Raw genomic sequence first — 18,445 nt, 5'->3', positions numbered from 1 at the left:
ATCAGAGGCGAGACACGCTATTTCATTATAAAAAAGAATTTTTTTGAGCTAATATAAAATCCATCATGATTATAAGTATCTATTGACTTAGATACGACATTGAAAGGATTACAGCATGCAACAAGAAGTCATCATTGTCGGTGGTGGTATGGTGGGCTTAAGCCTCGCACTGATGTTGGCGAAAACCAATATTGCAGTCAAACTTTTGGAAGCCATCAAATATCCAGATTATGATGATGAACATCTTGCCCCGTATCATTCCAGTTTTGATGCGCGTAACAGTGCCTTGTCGCGCCGTAGTGTACAGATCTATCAGGAACTCGGCCTTTGGGGTGCACTACAGCAACATGCCACACCAATTCTGGAAGTCAATATTACCGAACAAGGCAGCTTTGGTAAGGCATGCCTAAAAGCAGAACAGGAAAAAGTCGAAAGTTTCGGTCAGGTGATTGAAAATGCCTGGCTCGGCCGTGTGCTGCTGACCCAAGTGAAACAACAGCCGCTGATTGAACTGATTGATGGTGTACAAGTCACATCGCTGACCCAAGATGCCGATTGTGCTTATATTCAGGCGCAGCGTGGTGAATCTGAGCTGACTTTACAATCTAAACTGGTCATTGCCGCAGACGGTCGTGATTCTTTCTGCCGTAAAGCATTGGGCATTGGTACTTCAGAACACGATTATAATCAGGTCGCGATCGTGACTACAGTACAAACCTCGAAGCCCCATGGTCATGTCGGTTTTGAGCGTTTCAGTCATTTAGGCCCTTTGGCGTTATTGCCATTGCCGGGTGAATATCGCCGTTCCGTTGTCTGGCCGGTAAAAAAAGGCACAGAAGGTGAATGGTTGGGCGATGAAAATGATCAGCATTTTCTTGATGCCTTGCAGGACACTTATGGTGATCGTGCCGGAAAATTCCAGAAAACCGGTCGCCGTTTTAGCTTCCCATTGTCTCAAGTCCTGGCAGAAAAACAGGCCGTTGGCCGTGTGGTATTGATGGGCAATGCTGCACATACCATCCATCCTGTAGCCGGACAGGGCTTTAACCTGTGTATGCGCGATGCTTATGTGCTTAATCGCTATTTGGCAGAGCAGCTTGAGCAGGGTGCTGATTTAGGTGATGCAGCCATGCTACAGGACTACGAAAAATCACGCCTGAAAGATCAGCAGCGGGTCATTAAATTCTGTGATTCAGTGGTACGCGGTTTTAGTAATCAGAATCCATTCCTCAAACTGATGCGTAACACAGGCTTAATCTGCTTTGAAAATATTCCAGGCATTAAACCTTTGGTTGCAAATTATGCCATGGGATTAAAAGCATGAGCTTAAATCAAAATAACGAAATCTTGGATGTGGTCATTATTGGCGGTGGACTGGTCGGTGGACTGACTGCACTTCTGCTGGCGCAAGGTGGTGTGCAGCCTACAGTTTTAGACGCTGCCCCAATTTTAGATGCAGATAAGGCATTAGGTGTGGCGAATCCACGTGTTTTGGCGCTGAGTCAGGCAACCATTCACCTATTAAAAATAGTCGGTATATGGGAAAAACTGGCACGTCAGCAGCCTTATACCGGTATGCAGGTCTGGAATAAAAATGGCTATGGTGATATTAATTTCGGCCAGCCTTCAGAAAAAACACCCTCAGTAGAACAAGCCTTAGGTTCGATGGTGGAACCGAGTATCCTGAATCTGGCTATTCAGCAAAAGATGCTTGACGCTGTACAGGATTACCGTACCGAAGTTAAAGTCAGCCGGGTAGAACGTGGAGTCGGTGTCTGGATCATTCATCTGGCCGATGGCACACAGCTTAAAACCAAGCTGGTGATTGGTGCAGATGGTGCCAACTCCTTTGTCCGTGAGCAAGCTTTCATCGATATTGATGTACTGGACTATAAACAGGCCGGGATCAGCTGTGCGATTCAAACTGTACAGCCCCATCAGCATATGGCGCGCCAGATTTTTCTGGAAACTGGCCCTCTGGCTTTTTTACCGATGGCCAGCTTAAAAAAAGAAGAGCAGGGACATTGGCAATCCATCGTCTGGACTTTGCCGGATGATTATGCTGAAGAATATGCAGGGTTGTCAGATGCTGACTTTACACAGCTATTGACCCGTGAAAGTCATCATATGCTCGGTAAGGTCGTACAAGCGACACCACGTGCGACTTTTCCATTAAAAGCACGTGCCGCCCAACACTATGTTCAAGATGGTCTGGCTTTGATTGGTGATGCTGCCCATGTGATTCATCCGCTGGCAGGTCAAGGGGTGAATATTGGCTGTCTGGATGCTGCCGTGCTTTGTGATGTATTGCTGCATGATCAGTCACGTGGTATTTGGGCACACGAGCAAAGCCTGAAGCGTTATGAGCACCGCCGTAAAGGACAAAACGATGCCATGATGCACAGCATGTCTGCGATTGGCTGGATGGAAACGACTTCATTTTTCCCGATGGTTTGGGCACGTAATTTCGGTCTGAAACAGGTGGAAAATCAGCCCATGTTAAAAGATGCATTTATGGCACAGGCCAATGGTCTGAGTTTACTTAAAGACACACGCTATGCAGCTTAGCGTTGAAATGTAAATTTTTTAAACAAACATCCATAAAGAGTAACGATTTTGTTTAAAAAAAATACGATTTTTTAATATTTGGTACTAGGCGAATGCCACATAGATTGCTAAATTTCACTTAATTCGACACCTGGCTTTAAATACAAAGCGAGCGCTCATTTTGGGGGAGATGCAAATGACAGACATGAATAATGATTATGACGACGACGTTGAAGATTCAATCGTTGACGATGATGAAGCAAAAGCAGCTGAAAAAGGCGCAACAGAGAGTACAGAGGTCGTCAATGATAACGATCTTGCAGAAGCTGAAACTTTGACCGTGACTGCAAAGTTAAAGAAGCGTCAGGCACTTGAAGACGAAATTGCGGCTTTTCTCGCAAGTGGCGGCCGTATCGTTGAAGTACCGGCAGATGAGTCAGTAGCTAAAGAATAAGTCATTCCTTGACTTGGATTTATAAAAAAACACCACATCAGTTGTGGTGTTTTTTTGCAAAAATAAAAGTGATAGATAGCTAGAATATTAATCGTTGGCTGATGTCAGTTCTAAAGCACGTTGATAAGCCACTTTCTTTTTGATACCGGTTAAATCTGCTGCCAGTTGTGAAGCTGCTTTGACTGACAGATCCTGTAATAAGCGATTCAATAATTTATCCAGCTTTTCCTGATCCAGATCTTTTTCTTCGGTTGCTCCGCCAATCACCAGAACAATTTCACCTTTTTGCTGATTATGATCATTAGCAATGAATTCGACCAGTTCACCTAAAGTCATTTTCTTGATGGTTTCAAAAGTCTTGGTAATTTCACGCGCGAAGCCAACAGGACGGTCTGCTCCAAATATGCCCGCCATATCTTTAACGCATTCCAGAATCCGGTGCGGTGCTTCATAGAAAATTAAGGTCTGGGTTTCATCTTTGAGTTTTTCCAGATTCAGCAGGCGCTGACTTTGTCTGGATGGCAGAAAGCCTTCAAAACTGAAACGGTCACTCGGCAAGCCGACCGCACTTAAGGCCGCAATGGCAGCACAAGCACCGGGCACAGGAATAACACGGATATTATGCGCTTGAGCAGCCCGAACAAATTTAAAACCAGGATCGCTAATCAGGGGCGTGCCAGCATCACTGATCAGGGCCATATCTTCGCCGTTCAGTAGACGCTGGATCAGCTGCTCAATTTTGTTGCTTTCATTATGTTCATGACATGCAGTCAAAGGTGTTTGAATATTAAAGTGTTTAAGCAACTGTGCCGAAGTTCGTGTATCCTCAGCAGCAATCAGACTCACCGACTTCAACACCTGAATTGCACGATAACTAATATCATCTAAGTGCCCGATTGGAGTCGCAACAACAAATAACTGAGCACTCATAGGTTTCTCCATGTGGAATAAATTGAATAATAAAAAATGGAAGATGAAAAATAAAATATTAGGCTTGTGTTTAGTCAGCTGCATCAGCAGCGTTCAAGCAGAAGTGTTGATCATTCTACCCGAATCCGGGCCTTTGGCGCGAGCTGCATCGAGTATCAAACAGGGTTTTCTCAGTACCTATACCGCTTCAGGACACAAGATTCCGCTGAAATGGGTCAATGCCAATCAGAAAAACATCTCCCAGTTACTCAAACAGCATGTCAATAAAAAGACCAGAATGGTGGTGGGGCCGTTAGCACGTAGCGACGTGGAACAACTGCTGAACAGCAAACCCAAAGTACGTACCCTCAGCCTGAATGAAGTGGCTGATGCGTCTCCCAATGTCTGGCAGTTCAGCTTATCCAAGAAAGATGATGCCGCTGCCTTAAAAGCACTTTTATTCAAAGACGGGATTCGGCAACTGCTGATTTTACGCCAGCCGGGCAGTGAAGCAGAGCATGAACTGTTGTTGATGTCCTTGCTGAGCCAGAGTGATCTGAAATTCAAGATCGTAGATAAACCACCACGATTTTTAATGCCCAAGCAGGGATTATTGTTTCTGGGCAATGCAGAATGGATGGCTGTCATGCCTGAATTAAATCGTTCACGGATGTATACCGTAGCCAATGCCATGAGCGAACAGCACAAGCTGCCACAAGGGATCAAGTTTTGTGATGTTCCAGTGCTTTACTTAGCGGATTGGCCGGATGTGCTGCAAGCTTATGCCAAGGAACCGGTTAATCTGTCTTATCAGCGCCTGATTGCTTGTGGCGGCGATGCCTGGCACATCACCCAGCAGTATTTATCTCAGCCGCGGCTGCAAACGATTGAATTTCAGGGCAGAACCGGCCGGATTCAGATCACTGAACACGGTGTCCAGCGTACTCCGCAATGTTTTCAGTACAGTGGCACAGGTGTAAAGCTGCTCTAACAGGGAAAGAGAATAATGCGACAGCAATTAGGTACATGGGCAGAACAGCAAGCCGCCCAACTGATGCAGCAGCAGGGATTTCAATTGCTTACAGCCAATTATCACAGCCGTTATGGTGAACTGGATCTGATTCTGGTACGTGAACAGGAGCTGATCTTTGTTGAAGTCAAAGCTCGTGCACACACCGGATATGCGCAAGCGATCGAGTCGGTGTCGAAAGCAAAACAGGGCAAGATGCTCAAGACGGCAATGTGCTTTATTCAGAAAAATCCACAATTTGCACACTATTACTATCGTTTTGACGTGATTTGTTTTGATTTTAAACAGCAATTTGCAAAAACCCTACAGCATGACTTTTCGCAATACCCTTATGATCTGGAATGGATTGAAAATGCTTTTACTTTTGATCAAGAGTTTATTAATCTGTGAATAAAATAAGGTCTAAAGATGCTTATATTTGCCTCAAGATCATTGTAAAGTTCAAGCAGAGTTGCCATGATCTGAGCTTAAAGACAGATTATTAGATTGAAAAAGACGTAATAAAATGAAGGAGTCTTGCTGAGTGGTTAAGCGTATTGCAATAACAATGCTGTGTGTCGCAAGTTTATCAGGTTGTGCCAGTTTTATTTCTAGCGGCACAGGTACGGCTCCTGTAGGAACTGAGAGTGGGGCGCGTACCTTGGGGCAGGTGTTTATTGATTCCTCGATTGTCCGTACTGCAAAAATTAATCTTTATAAACTAGATTCGCGCTTCAAACAGGCTCGGGTCAATATTGAAAGTTTTCATGGCAATGTCTTGCTGACCGGTCAGGTGCCCGATGCACATCTCAAGCAGCTGGCAGAAGACAATGTCAAATCCATGAGCGATGTCAAAGCGGTACATAATTTTATTACTGTAGGCAACCAGATCAGCTATAGCACCATCATGCAGGATACTGCGGTCACAGCGAATACCCGTGGCCTGATCATGAAAGCCACTGTGGTTGCGGACAGTAAAGTACATGTGCATACTGAAGATGGCGTGCTGTATGTGATGGGACGTTTGAACAGCGCAGAAATTGCTGACCTGAATCAGGTATTGCAGCAAGTGGGCAATGTCACCAAAATTGTGACCCTGATTGACAATGTTGAACAGTCTTCAAATCTGAGCAGTCAGAACTTTGCAGCACCTGCTTATGCACAGCCCGGTATTGAACAGACGCCGGTTGCGATAGATCCTGATACGGTTGAACCAACCGATGCTCCATAAGGTCGGTCATTTTAAAAACCAATTGTCGAATCAGATTCTGGAAGTCCAGCAACGCTATAAAGCATTTAGACTCTATGATTTTGGCAGTTATGCGCTGAATCGTTTAACGCCTAAACAGGGTTACACGATCGAAACTCAGCTGGCTTATGGTCTAAAATCACGGCAACGCTTTGATCTGTTCCGTAGCCAGCAGCCTTTGCCCCATCGCCCCCTGATTGTTTTTGTACATGGCGGCGCGTGGTTGCATGGCGATAAAAAGGACTATCAGTTCATTGGTGAGGCCTTTGCCAAAGAAGGCTATGATGTGGTGGTGATGAATTATCATCTGGCACCACAACATATTTTCCCAGCCTATATTCATGATCTGCATTTATTATTGAACCACTTGCAGCAGTCTGCCGGCCGGTTAGATATCTGTGCTGAAAACCTGGTTTTGATGGGACATTCGGCTGGGGCATTCAATGTCATGTCTGCACTGTATCATCCGCAATCTGCCAGTATTGATCATAGTCTAATCCGTGCGATTATTGGTCTGGCGGGGCCTTATCATTTTGATTATAAGAATGATCCGATTTGTGCTGATGCTTTTGATCAGACGGTGCCATATCAGCAGGTCATGCCTTATTATTTTGTTAAAAATAGCCCAACCCGGCATTATTTGTTTATTGCCGAGAAGGACAACATCGTTGGCCATTTTAATAGTCAGGATCTAGATCGGGTATTGCGAGAAAAGGGCAATCATAGCCATTTGATTCATATTCCGAAACTTGGCCATATTACGATCGTGGGTTCGCTCTCCAGTTTGTTCAGTCGCTATTTCCAGACCAAAGCGCAGGTGCTTTGGGCACTCGAGGATGCATTTAGATCTCGAGACTGATAGCGGGATTTAACCCAGTAGTAAGGCATAAAAAATAATCCAAGAGATTATCTCCCTTGGATTCTTTTTTTATTGGTTCAGCCAAACTTGAGCTCAATAAGAGCTAGAGCCAGGTCTTGGTATCGTCTGCGACTGCCGTACCTTGAGTCACATGCATAATCATGGCATGGGCAATACTGCCCTTGAACGGAATTTCGGGCAGCTGATCGAATTTAAAGAATTGCGCATCGCTAATTTCTTCTTGCTGTAATTCGATTTCACCCGCGGCATATTCAGCCTTGAAGGCAATCATCAGATTGCTTGGAAACGGCCAGGGCTGGCTGGCCAGATACTGGATATTCTTGAGTTCTAAACCGACTTCTTCCAGCGTTTCACGACGTACTGCCTCTTCCAGCGTTTCGCCTACCTCAACAAAACCGGCAATCAGGCCATACATCTGGCTTTTGGTATTACGCGCGTTTTTGGCCAGCAAAATTTCGTCTTCACCCCGGGTAATGACAGTAATGACACAAGGCTGAACCCGTGGATACTGACGATAGTTGCAGGATGGGCAGAGCATCGCATGTTCAAGCGGATGTGCTTCGGTGGCTGTACCGCAATGACTACAAAATTTGTGATTCCGGCGCCATTCTAAAAGCTGTACCGCACGGCTGGCCTGTTCGAATTGCTGGGTATTCCAGAACTGTAATAACTGGCGGATGGGTACCAGTTGCAAGCCTGCAGGAATCGGCTCATCGGGAAGCAGGTCACGGGCAATCACTTGATCACCCGTGTGGAGTAACAAATCACTTGCGAGGGCTTCAACCTGTGGAAGCTGAAAATGTTGATCGACCAGCAGTTGCTGCTGCTGAAAAATATAAGCAAGTGATAATTTGGACATTAGGCAACTATTTTGAGTTTTTCACTACTGTCCAATGCTACCTTAAACATAGCCTGTAAAACAGGCTGTTTGTTCTTTAAGTTATCAATCATCATGTCGGCACTCGCCAGAGTATCCAGAGCACGATGAATCTCTTCCGGCGTTAATGCCATTGATAGATCAATACGGTTCTTGATGAATGCTGCAGTGGTGGTGAATGCAGTACGAACATGTTCTGCATTCAGGAACAGCATCGCCCCGCCAATTTCACAGAATTGTACTGGCACAGGTTCGAGTGCAGCCAAGTCCTGATCTTGCAGATAGTTGCTCAGAATCTGGCTGGAAAGCTCGATCAGGGCCTTGGTTTCAGTGAGTAAAGCCGCATGTGCTTCATCCAGGCGGTCCAGAGAAATATTCATGTTGTTGACGCGCAGCTGCAAACGGCTCGAGGTGTGATGACGTTCCAGTACCCCAATCGAGTTCATGGCAGACAGGATCACATTCATCAACTGCTGGGCAAAACCCGGATCTTTCAGGATTTCAGTCTGGCTCAGTGAAGTAGCTTGACGGTTCAGGTCATGATAGGCTTCATTCAGGTTCAATACTTTGAAGATGTTGGCCAGATTATTGAGCTGTGCCTGCAATTCCTGAGTTTTTTCAGGACTCATGTTCTGATAGTTAAACTCGATGTCATTACGAATCTGCGCCATTTCTGTGGTCACCAGTTCGCTAATGGTATGCATGGTTTCAAAGTCTGGACCATACAGGTGGCGACTAAAGACCTGTAACTGCATATCGGTCAGCAGGTCTTCACCAATATTGAGCTGACTGCGGATATGTTGTGCAGTATCATCTTCCTGGCTAATACACAGACTCAGGACATTGGCCAGGTCTGCAAGTGAAGCCTTGAAGCTGTCCGGCGAGCCAAAATATTGTGCCATGTTGCGCTCGATACTCACCAGAGTGCGCAGACGTGGCTCATTAATCAGCAAGTGATCAATATTGCTGAATGCAACGAAAACCAGATTCCAGTACTGTTTGCTGGTGTGCGATTGAGCGAGCCCAGCCAGATAAGCCCCCACCAGTTTAATCGCCTGCAGATCCAGTTCACTTTCTTCCTGCTTAAGCAGCTTGTTCAGGGACAGCTTGTACAGGCGCTGAACATATTTGGATTTTTCCAGACCGGGTGCTTGTGGTAACTGAAAGTCAGGCGTGATCAGATCGAGCAGGGATTCAATATGCTGACCTTCACTGGTGAGCGGTTTACCCAGCGCAATTTCCAGACGGTTCAGGGTGTCGAGCAGGAACTGTGGAATTTTTACTTCACGCAGGCAGATAAATTCGATATAGCGTTTCAGCATGGTGGTGCCTTCACTCAGGGCAATGACGTCCTGCGTATTGACCTGTGCCGGGTTCCCCATAATCTTGCGCATCAGTTCTGCTGAATAATGAGCGACTTTTGCCAGGCTGGACATGTCGATGAGTGCCAGAACCTGGGCGCATTGTTCGAACTGATTTAATGCATCATCAATGCCAAAAGTAAAGTCTGATCTTCTACCAAGGTGCTTACTGCTGATTCGACTAACTTGATCGAGTTATCAACCTCATTTCTTATTATCAGTAAGGCTGTTGGATCAAAATGTATAGAGGTTTGGTAAGACATGGATCTGCACCTTTCCTGAAGTATTATCTATATATGAGCCCCGCTTAAAGCTGCGGAACCTCTTTGTATTTACTATAACTGAAGAACTGTAGTTTTTAACCTAAAGCATGCTCGGAAATGTAGATTTTATTTCGAGAAAAGGCAAGCAGTTCCATGTTTTTCTTCGAATTGTTTGATCCATTTCTCATGTTCCTGCAATTCTTGTTCTGAGGGGAGAATCACCGGCAGTTCAATTTCAACTCTGGCCATGCCTGAACGGTTGTTCTGATCGTCAGAATGAGACAAAGCATCGATATCAAAAGATACCTGTCCACCGGTCATCGCCAGATAAACATCAGACAGGATTTCCGCATCGAGCAAGGCACCGTGGAACGTACGGTCACGCTTTGGAATCTCGTAGCGGCGCACTAAGGCATCCAGCGAGTTTTTCTGCCCCGGATGCTTGGACTTGGCCATTGCCAGGGTATCGGTTACTTCACAAACTTCGGACAGGGCTTTAAAACCTGCCCGTTTGAATTCCATATCCAGGAAGTTCATATCGAAGCTGGCGTTATGCGCGATAATTTCGGCACCGTGCAAATAGTCAAACAATACTTGAGAGATTTCCTCAAATAACGGTTTGTCTTGCAGGAACTCATCGGTAATGCCGTGGACATTGACCGAGTCGCCGACCGGTGTTTTCGGATTGATATAGATATGAATCGAGCTGCCGGTCAGTTTGCGGTTGATCATTTCCAGCGCGCCAACTTCAATAATCCGGTCACCATCCTGATAATAAAAACCGGTGGTTTCGGTATCCAGAATCAATTGTCGCGGGCCATGCAATTGTAAGGTTGCGGGGGTAATCACAATCTGGGGATGTAGTTGCGAGCTATTGGCAACGGTTGCATCCACCTCTTGAAGCGCTGGATCACTTTGCTCAGGGTCGGCAACTTCATTCAATTCAATGATTTCTTCTTCCTGCATATCGTCCAGCTCTTCTTCGCTCTCGGCCAGATCCAGACCAAAAGGATCATCTAGCAGCCAGTCGGGTTCAGATTTTTTTTTATCTTCAGATATTGAAGGGCTTTGCTTGGATTTTTTCAGGGTTTCATCGGCGCCCTGATTGGCCAGCTGATCGGCCATTTCATTGCCGGCATGCCCGGCGTGACCCTTGATCCAGTGCCACTCAATCTCTCGTCCCTGACAGACTGCATCCAGTTTTTGCCACAGGTCAGGGTTTTTGACGTCTTTCCAGTTTTTCTTTTTCCAGCCGTGAATCCATTCGGTAATGCCTTGTTTGACATAATTGGAATCGGTATAGATCACCAGCTTATCCTGTTTGTCACAGAACAGAATGCCTTCGATGGCAGCCGTCAGTTCCATGCGGTTATTGGTGGTATGGTCTTCACCGCCACAAATTTTGTGTTCTTGTTGGCCATTAACAATGTACGCACCCCAACCGCCTAAACCCGGGTTGCCGCGACAGGCGCCATCAACATAAAGTGTGATAGTGTGTGACATAGATTAAATCCGATCAAAATAGAACAAGCTGGAAGGCTTATTGTATAGCGCAAATGCAGTCGATCAATCTATATGTCCGGGATTTTTTAATTTCTTGTAACATTTAACGTGAAATCGCGGTAAATTATTGCCTTGTGTCTTCGACCTGCTTCACTACAATGGCATATCTAAAAAATAAATTTATATACGAGTTGTTTGGATTTTTTTATGTATAAACCAACCGCAATCTTGTGGCAGCCGACATTACCTACATTTCTAAAATTTTCTGTACTGGGAACTGCACTTGCTTCCTTGGGACTGACGGGCTGTTCATCTACACAAAGTGCGACCCAAACAGCGAAAAGCAAGCAAGTTGGATCACAATATCTGGATGCCAACAGTCTGGATGGACTGGAAGATTTACTCTCTGCAACCGATATGCGTGCAGTAGAAGGCGACCGTTTACTGGTTCTGAAGCATGGTGATGTCTGGAAACGCATGACTGTGGGTTTCAAGATGGATTTAAGTGTCTGGAATCCGCGGATTGATGCGCAGCGCGGCTGGTTTATTTCACGTCAGCCTTATCTGGATCGTTTAAGTGCGCGTGCCTCACGTTATTTATATTACACGGTAAAAGAAGCAGAACGCCGTGGTATGCCGACCGAGCTGGCGCTATTACCGATTATTGAAAGTTCCTATGACCCGGCAGCGACCAGTAGTGCGGCAGCGGCAGGTTTATGGCAGTTTATTCCAAGCACAGGCCGTATTTATGGTTTAAAGCAGACCCCTTTATACGACGGTCGTCGTGATGTGGTGGAATCGACCCGTGCAGCCTATGAGTTTTTAGGCAGTTTATATAACCAGTTTGGTTCTTGGGAGCTGGCGCTGGCGTCTTATAATGCTGGCCCGGGACGTATTCAGCAGGCGATTAACCGCAATAAGGCAGCAGGTCTGCCGACCGACTATTGGTCACTCAAATTGCCACAAGAAACCATGAGCTATGTGCCACGTTTCCTGGCAGTTGCACAAATTATTAAAACTCCAGGTCAGTATGGGGTGAGCCTGCCACCAATTGCCAACCGTCCGCATTTCCGTGAAGTGCCTGTAGGCGTGGCCAATTTAAATGAAATTGCAGCCATCACCGGTTTGAGCCGTGCGGAGCTGTATCAATTGAATCCGGGGCATCGTGGTGATCATATTGACCCTACCAGTCCGCGTCGTATTTTGATTCCTGCTGACCTCAGTCCTTCAGTTGATGAAAAGCTGAAAAAACTATCTGGTTCCGGCGGATTATCTGCGAGTAGTGCCAGCAATCTGCCGAAAAACACCACCCCAGTGGTGCCGACCAAAGCTGCGCCTCCCGTATTAAATGCGAAAACGATTACACCGGCAAAACAGACTCCACCCGTTCTTGCCAGTACTCGGCCTGCAACGACTGCACCTGTGGTGACAACGGCAAATACAGTGGCACAGACCACGAAAAAGATTTCAACGCCTAGAGGCTCATCTGCCTTGGCCAGTTTTGCTGCCCAAAGTGATTTGCCGATTCCAAGTGCGCCACGTATTCCGGTCGCAGTGACACCGGCAGCGCCAGCGAAACAGATTCAGGTCGAACCACCGATTTCTGCAGCCGAGCGTCAGCAAGTTCAGCAGGTCGTCACCGCGCAGGAAACTGACAAAACTGTGGATGACGTTCTGCAGCCTGTTGCAACACCGGCAGAGCAGGCTCAGGTAGTTGAAGAGCTGAAAGCATTGGCGCCGGCAGGCACAGAAATTGTCGATCCTTATGATGGTAAAATCAAGCTGACGGCTATTCAAACCAGCCTGTCTGTGGCTGAGCAGCAAGGCAAGGAACTTACCAAAGGCTTCTCTTATCCGAAAGAAGTTGCTGACAATACCACAGCGACTTCGGTCGAAGCCCAGTTGAACCAGGGTAAAAATTACGTCAAGACTGATTCTGAAGTGGTGGTGGTCGCGCCTAAGGGCAAGCGTAGTACCTATAAGGTTTTACCGGGGGATAATCTGGCACTGATTGCAGCAAAAAATGGGGTGAACTGGCGTGATGTAGCGAAATGGAACCAGATCGATCCAAACTCTACGCTATATGTAGGCACCACGATTTATTTGTATGATGCCAAGCCGGTGCAGGAACAAACCAAAGCCAAAGAAAAGCCGGAATCTTATGTGGTTCAGGCCAATGATTCTCTAACCAGTGTGGCAAGCCAGTTTGGTTTAAGTCTCAAACAGCTGGCTGATTTTAATGGTTTAAGTACCAACAGTGGTTTATTTGTCGGTCAGAAGCTGTCGCTGAAAGAAACGGCTGCAGCTAAAGCCAAAGTAGAAGATGCTAAAAAAGCTGAAGCTGCCAAAGCTCAAACCAAATCCTATACAGTCAAGCGCGGTGAATATCTGAAACTGATTGCCGATCGTTATGGACTGTCAAATGCTGAACTGGCGTCATTCACCTCAGGTTTAACTGCGGGTAGCAGTTTGATGGTGGGACAGAAAATCAATGTGCCACTTCAGGAAGTTGAAGCACTGACCGCATCGACCCAAAAGACTGAACAGACATTTGAAAATGTTAAAGTTGATCAGACAGCAACTGAAAATTATCAGGTCAAACGCGGTGAAACCCTGTATAGCATTGCCAGTCAAAGCAAGCTCAGTGTGTCTGAGCTGGCAGCTTTAAATGGTTTTGCGGCCAATAGTGGTTTACGTATAGGCCAGACCATCAAGATTCCGGCCGGCAGTCAGGTGCCTGAAACTTATACAGTTCAATCGGGCGATACCTTGACCGGCATTGCAGCAAAATACAATCTGTCGATGGATCAGGTGGCGAGTCTGAATGCTATTTCTCGTAATGCCGGCCTGCGCGTCGGTCAGCGTTTAAAGCTGACGGGTGAGGCAGCTGAACCCGTGCGTGAGTCTGTGGCGGAAACGGTGTCGAAACATATGAAATCCGATTCGCATGTGGTGAAATCGGGTGAAACCTTAAGTTCTATTGCGCGTCAGTATCATCTTCAGGTCAAGTATCTGGCCGATTTAAATGGCCTGAATGCCAATGGCAACGTCCGTATTGGTCAGCGTTTAAAAATTGTGGGTGATGTTCCGACGGATAAAAAAGCAGAAGACGTGAAAGTGGCAGCTACGCCTGTGGCTTCTAGAGCAACTGAATCTTATACCGTCAAGTCAGGCGAATCCCTGAATGCGATTGCCAGCCGTTTAGGAATTACGGTCACCGAACTGGCCGAGTTAAATAATCTCAGTCCACGTGCCGGATTGCGTGTCAGTCAAACCATCCAGATTCCAAAACTGGTGACTGATTATAAAGTCAAACGCGGCGATACCTTGATCGGTCTGGCCTCACGTTACGGCATGAACAGCAATCAACTGGCGGAAATGAATGATCTCAAACCGAATACACAATTACGTATTGGTGATGTGATTAAAGTGCCAAACTAATTCATTCATCGTGAGATTTTTTAGTTTATTTGTTTTAAGCATGGTTGTCCCGCTGGTAATGAATACCAGTTGGGCAGCCCTGATCACCACGCCTTATATTGCGCTACATAGCCCACCGAAATATAGCCATCTGCAATCCTTACCTTATGCCAATCCGCAAGCCCCCAAAGGTGGTGCACTGATTCTGGCGGCCGATGGCAGCTTTGATAATTTAAATAGCATGAATGGCAAAGGCAATGTCACTGAAGGGATCAACTATATTTTTGACAGTTTGCTGTCGAAATCACTGGATGAGCCCGGGGTGTATTATCCCTTGCTGGCGGAAAAAGTCAGTTTTGACCCCAAGAAAACCGCCTTTATCATTTTCCATTTAAATCCGAAAGCGCGCTTTAGCAATGGTCAGCCCTTAACTGCGGAAGATGTCAAATATAGCTTTGAGCTTTATCAGACCCAGTCCAATTTTGGCTTGCAAATGTATCTGGCAGATTTAAATAAGCTGGAAGTACTGTCAGCTTTAAAAATCAAAATGCATTTTAAATCCGGGCATAATCCGGAAATGGCCATGATTGTCGCGCAGATGCCCATTTATTCTAAACGGCAATGGCAAAGGCGCAATTTTAAAGACCTGACGCTGAAACCGATTCTGGGTTCAGGGCCTTATGTGATTGAGCGCATAGATCCCGGCCGCAGTATTTCGTATCAGCGCAATCCTCAATACTGGGGAAAAGATCTATTGGTGAATCGCGGTCGTTATAATTTTGACCGGATCCAGTATCGTTATTATCGTAGTCCGGAAATCAAGTTCGAAGCCTTTAAATCGGGCCAATTTACTTTGCATGAGGAAAAACAGGTCAATCGCTGGATCAGGGATTATCAATTTCCTGCGGTTCGGCAAGGACAAGTCAAACGTTATCGTTTTCGGCATCAAAATCCGGTCCCGACCCAGAGTCTGGTCTTTAATACCCGGCGTCAGCCCTTTGCCGATATTCGCTTCCGTCAGGCCTTAAGTTTCGCTTACGATTTTGAATGGCTGAATAAAGCCATGTTCTATGGTGAATATCAACGTCTGAACAGCTTTTTTTCCAATAGCGAGCTGGCTTCTCGTGGACGGCCGAGTGCCCAAGAGCTGCAAATTTTAAAGCCTCATTTGCAGAAGCTTCATCCGGTTCAGCGTCAGGCTGTACTTCAGGACTGGCAATATCCTCAATCCGATGCCTCAGGGTTTAACCGGCAGAATTTATTAAAAGCCCGTCAATTGCTGTTAAAGGCTGGTTATCGTTATCAACAGGGGCAGTTGGTCAATGCTTCCGGTCAAGCGGTCAAGATTGAATTTTTACTGCATCAGATGGAACAGCAGCGTCATCTGATGCCTTATTTGCGTCATTTAAAACGTTTGGGGATTCAGGCGAATATTCGTATGGTCGAAACCGCACAGTATTATGAACGGCTAAGAAATTACCAGTTTGATATGATTGTCGACAGCATGCCACAGTCCCTGACACCGGGGCAGGAACAAAAACAGTTCTGGAGCAGTCAGGCTGCCAAGCAGGTCGGTAACTATAATTATGCCGGTATTCAGAATCCTGCTATTGATGCGGTGATTAAGCAAGTAATTCAGGCGCAGAACCGGGAGCAGGTGATTGAGAGTACCCGAGCTTTAGACCGGTTGCTGCGGGCAGGTTATTATCATATTCCGACTTATGGTACGGGTGAATACTGGTATGCTTACTGGAACATGTATCAGCAGCCCAAGCTTAAACCTAAGCTCTCCGCGGGCATTGACTACTGGTGGGTCGATGCAGCAAAGGCTCAACATGTGGCCAATTATTTCAAACAGCATTAAGCTCCAAGCCTATCAGGGAGTGCCATGAGCACTTATATACTCAAGCGTCTGTTGCTGATGATTCCAACCTTGCTGATCATTTTGCTGATCAATTTCATGGTGATCCAGCTGGCACCGGGTGGGCCGGTGGAACAAGCGATTTATCAGGCACAACAGGTCAATGGCTTGACACATACCGGATTACAGTATCAGGGGCAGCAAGGCCTCACCCCTGAGATGATCGAGCAGATCAATATTCAATATGGTTTTGATCAGCCTGCCCATATCCGCTTTTGGGACATGCTAAGGCGCTATGCCCAGTTTGATCTGGGCACTAGTTTTTTTAAAGACAAGGCTGTGACTGAGCTGATCTGGGAAAAACTACCGGTATCGCTGTCTTTAGGTCTGTGGAGTACCTTAATCATCTATCTGGTGTCTATCCCTTTAGGCATCGGCAAAGCCAGAAAACATGGCAGTGTTTTTGATCAGATCACCTCTTTAATGCTGGCGGTGAGCTATGCCATTCCAGCCTTTATTTTTGCGATTTTACTGATTGTATTTTTTGCCGGTGGATCTTTTCTGCAATGGTTTCCCTTACAGGGACTCAGCTCTGAAAATTTTGCCGAACTCTCATTTTTCGGGAAAATTCAGGATTATTTCTGGCATATGGCATTGCCATTGTTGGCCATGGTGCTCGGCGGATTTGCCAGTTTGACCTATCTGGTGAAATTTTCTTTTGTGGAAGAGCTGAGTAAGCAATATGTTCTGGCTGCGCGGGCCAAAGGTTTAAATGAAAATGCAGTGCTATATCGGCATGTGTTTCGAAATGCGATGTTAGTGTTGATCGCAGGTTTGCCAGAAGTATTAATTGGGGTGTTTTTCGTCGGCAACCTGTTTATTGAGATTATATTTAATCTCGATGGTTTAGGTGTTTTGGGTTTTGAGGCGATCATCCAGCGCGACTATCCGGTGATTTTCGGTACTCTGTTTATCTTTACTTTGCTTGGTCTGATATTGCGATTATTAAGCGATTTGCTGTATCAACTGATCGACCCACGGATTCATTTCAGTTCACGTCGGGGATCCTCCTAATGTCGTCCTTGATGCAATTAGGCTGGCAACGCTTTAAGCAGCACAAGCTGGGATTTGGCTGTTTTATTATGTTTGGCCTTATTTTTATCATGTCCTTGGGCGCAGAACTGATTGCCAATGATAAGCCCTTGCTGGTGAAATATGATCATGCAGTGTATTTGCCTATCTTAAAATCTTATCCGGAAACCGTTTTTGGTGGGGTATTTGAAACCGAAGCCGAGTATAAAGATCCTGCCGTTCAACAGTTGATTGCAGAAAAAGGCTGGGCGATCTGGCCAATTATTCCATTTTCATATCAAAGCCCGAATCTGGAACTGGCTGTTCCGGTGCCTTCGCCACCAAGTGCACAAAACTGGCTCGGAACAGATGATCAGGGTCGTGATGTGTTGGCGCGGATTCTGTATGGCTTGAGGGTTTCACTCTTATTTGGTTTTGCGCTGACTTTATTGTCGGCGGCGATTGGAGTTTTGCTGGGGGCTGTGCAGGGCTATTATGGCGGCTGGATCGACCTGATCGGGCAACGACTGCTCGAAGTCTGGAGCAGTTTGCCGATGCTATTTATGGTCATGGTGCTGGTCAGTCTGTTTAGTCCCAATATTTACTGGCTATTTCTGATCATGCTGTTGTTTGGTTGGACCACTCTGGTGAGCATGGTACGGGCTGAATTTCTGCGTGCACGCAATCTGGAATACGTCTGGGCGGCACGAAGTATGGGTGCAGGAGATGGGCGAATCATGTTCAGGCATATATTGCCGAATGTCATCGGTTCAAGTCTGTCACAACTTCCCTTTATGCTGACTGCCAATATTACCGCACTGACGGCTCTGGATTTTTTAGGTTATGGGCTACCACCGGAAACAGCCTCTTTAGGAGAGCTGTTGCTGCAAGCCAAAAATAATTTAAATGCGCCGTGGCTGGCTTTATCAGCTTTCTTTAGTCTGGCCATTGTGCTGAGTTTGCTGATGTATATTGGCGAAGCAGTGCGTGATGCTTTTGATCCAAGACAATAAATCACGAAACTTTTTAATCATCGTAAAA

At 46.1% G+C, this 18,445-nt stretch carries 14 protein-coding genes and 1 pseudogene; 11 read left to right on the top strand and 4 right to left on the bottom strand.

Going from position 1 to position 18,445, the window contains the following annotated elements; translation table 11 throughout:
- Positions 1–115 precede the first annotated feature (115 nt).
- From FTU82_RS01740 to FTU82_RS01730, 3 genes are all read left to right on the top strand, one after another.
- Positions 116–1,324 carry an FAD-dependent monooxygenase gene (locus tag FTU82_RS01740; RefSeq protein ID WP_180001167.1) on the top strand — a complete coding sequence of 403 codons (1,209 nt, stop codon included), beginning with the start codon at positions 116–118 and terminating at the stop codon, positions 1,322–1,324.
- Positions 1,321–2,568 carry an FAD-dependent monooxygenase gene (locus FTU82_RS01735; RefSeq protein ID WP_180085189.1) on the top strand — a complete coding sequence of 416 codons (1,248 nt, stop codon included), beginning with the start codon at positions 1,321–1,323 and terminating at the stop codon, positions 2,566–2,568. The genes FTU82_RS01740 and FTU82_RS01735 overlap by 4 nt, the downstream gene beginning before the upstream one ends.
- A 175-nt stretch (positions 2,569–2,743) precedes the next feature.
- Positions 2,744–3,001 (top strand): hypothetical protein, encoded by a 258-nt coding sequence (locus FTU82_RS01730; RefSeq protein WP_005096360.1) that lies wholly within the window; start codon positions 2,744–2,746, stop codon positions 2,999–3,001.
- 87 nt (positions 3,002–3,088) lie between these two features.
- Here FTU82_RS01730 and rsmI read toward each other — a convergent pair whose 3' ends face one another.
- Positions 3,089–3,931 (bottom strand): 16S rRNA (cytidine(1402)-2'-O)-methyltransferase, encoded by an 843-nt coding sequence (rsmI, locus tag FTU82_RS01725; protein WP_180085191.1) that lies wholly within the window; start codon positions 3,929–3,931, stop codon positions 3,089–3,091.
- Positions 3,932–3,941: 10 nt separating this feature from the next.
- Here rsmI and FTU82_RS01720 point away from each other — a divergent pair, with 10 nt between their 5' ends.
- From FTU82_RS01720 to FTU82_RS01705, 4 genes are all read left to right on the top strand, one after another.
- On the top strand, positions 3,942–4,901 hold the full coding sequence (locus tag FTU82_RS01720; protein ID WP_180100979.1) for a penicillin-binding protein activator: 960 nt from the start codon (positions 3,942–3,944) through the stop codon (positions 4,899–4,901).
- A 15-nt stretch (positions 4,902–4,916) separates the two neighbouring features.
- Positions 4,917–5,330, top strand: a complete 414-nt coding sequence (locus FTU82_RS01715; RefSeq protein WP_005096365.1) for a YraN family protein — start codon at positions 4,917–4,919, stop codon at positions 5,328–5,330.
- A 133-nt stretch (positions 5,331–5,463) separates the two neighbouring features.
- The gene (locus tag FTU82_RS01710; RefSeq protein ID WP_005096366.1) at positions 5,464–6,150 is read left to right on the top strand and encodes a BON domain-containing protein; all 687 of its coding nucleotides are present in this window, start codon (positions 5,464–5,466) and stop codon (positions 6,148–6,150) included.
- On the top strand, positions 6,140–7,027 hold the full coding sequence (locus FTU82_RS01705; protein WP_100328783.1) for an alpha/beta hydrolase: 888 nt from the start codon (positions 6,140–6,142) through the stop codon (positions 7,025–7,027). The genes FTU82_RS01710 and FTU82_RS01705 overlap by 11 nt, the downstream gene beginning before the upstream one ends.
- Positions 7,028–7,130: 103 nt before the next feature.
- Here the strand turns inward: FTU82_RS01705 and nudC are convergent, their stop codons facing one another.
- From nudC to dnaQ, 3 genes and pseudogenes are all read right to left on the bottom strand, one after another.
- Entirely contained in the window at positions 7,131–7,907 is a 777-nt protein-coding gene (gene nudC, locus FTU82_RS01700) for an NAD(+) diphosphatase (RefSeq protein WP_005171856.1), read from the bottom strand.
- Positions 7,907–9,549, bottom strand: a pseudogene (locus FTU82_RS01695) (chemotaxis protein). The gene nudC and the pseudogene FTU82_RS01695 overlap by 1 nt, the downstream one beginning before the upstream one ends.
- A 126-nt stretch (positions 9,550–9,675) precedes the next feature.
- Positions 9,676–11,052 carry a DNA polymerase III subunit epsilon gene (gene dnaQ / locus FTU82_RS01690; protein WP_005171851.1) on the bottom strand — a complete coding sequence of 459 codons (1,377 nt, stop codon included), beginning with the start codon at positions 11,050–11,052 and terminating at the stop codon, positions 9,676–9,678.
- Positions 11,053–11,259: 207 nt separating this feature from the next.
- On the opposite strand from dnaQ, the gene FTU82_RS01685 reads away from it, so the two are divergent.
- Genes FTU82_RS01685 through FTU82_RS01670 form a run of 4 tightly spaced genes read left to right on the top strand, consistent with a single transcriptional unit; the run spans position 11,260 to position 18,417 of the window.
- Positions 11,260–14,493, top strand: coding sequence for a LysM peptidoglycan-binding domain-containing protein (locus FTU82_RS01685; protein WP_180085197.1), 3,234 nt, complete (start codon positions 11,260–11,262; stop codon positions 14,491–14,493).
- 40 nt (positions 14,494–14,533) lie between these two features.
- Entirely contained in the window at positions 14,534–16,336 is a 1,803-nt protein-coding gene (locus tag FTU82_RS01680) for an extracellular solute-binding protein (protein WP_180085199.1), read from the top strand.
- Positions 16,337–16,360: 24 nt separating this feature from the next.
- Complete coding sequence (locus FTU82_RS01675) at positions 16,361–17,407, top strand: ABC transporter permease subunit (RefSeq protein ID WP_074383047.1); 1,047 nt, start codon at positions 16,361–16,363, stop codon at positions 17,405–17,407.
- On the top strand, positions 17,407–18,417 hold the full coding sequence (locus FTU82_RS01670; RefSeq protein WP_100328778.1) for an ABC transporter permease: 1,011 nt from the start codon (positions 17,407–17,409) through the stop codon (positions 18,415–18,417). Before FTU82_RS01675 ends, FTU82_RS01670 begins: the two co-directional genes overlap by 1 nt.
- The last annotated feature ends 28 nt before the right edge of the window (positions 18,418–18,445 follow it).

Origin of the sequence: Acinetobacter sp. YH12151 (genome assembly GCF_013418355.1) — a bacterium.
GTDB classification, from domain to species: Bacteria; Pseudomonadota; Gammaproteobacteria; order Pseudomonadales; family Moraxellaceae; genus Acinetobacter; species Acinetobacter pseudolwoffii.
This window is presented reverse-complemented; position numbering and strand designations above follow the sequence as displayed.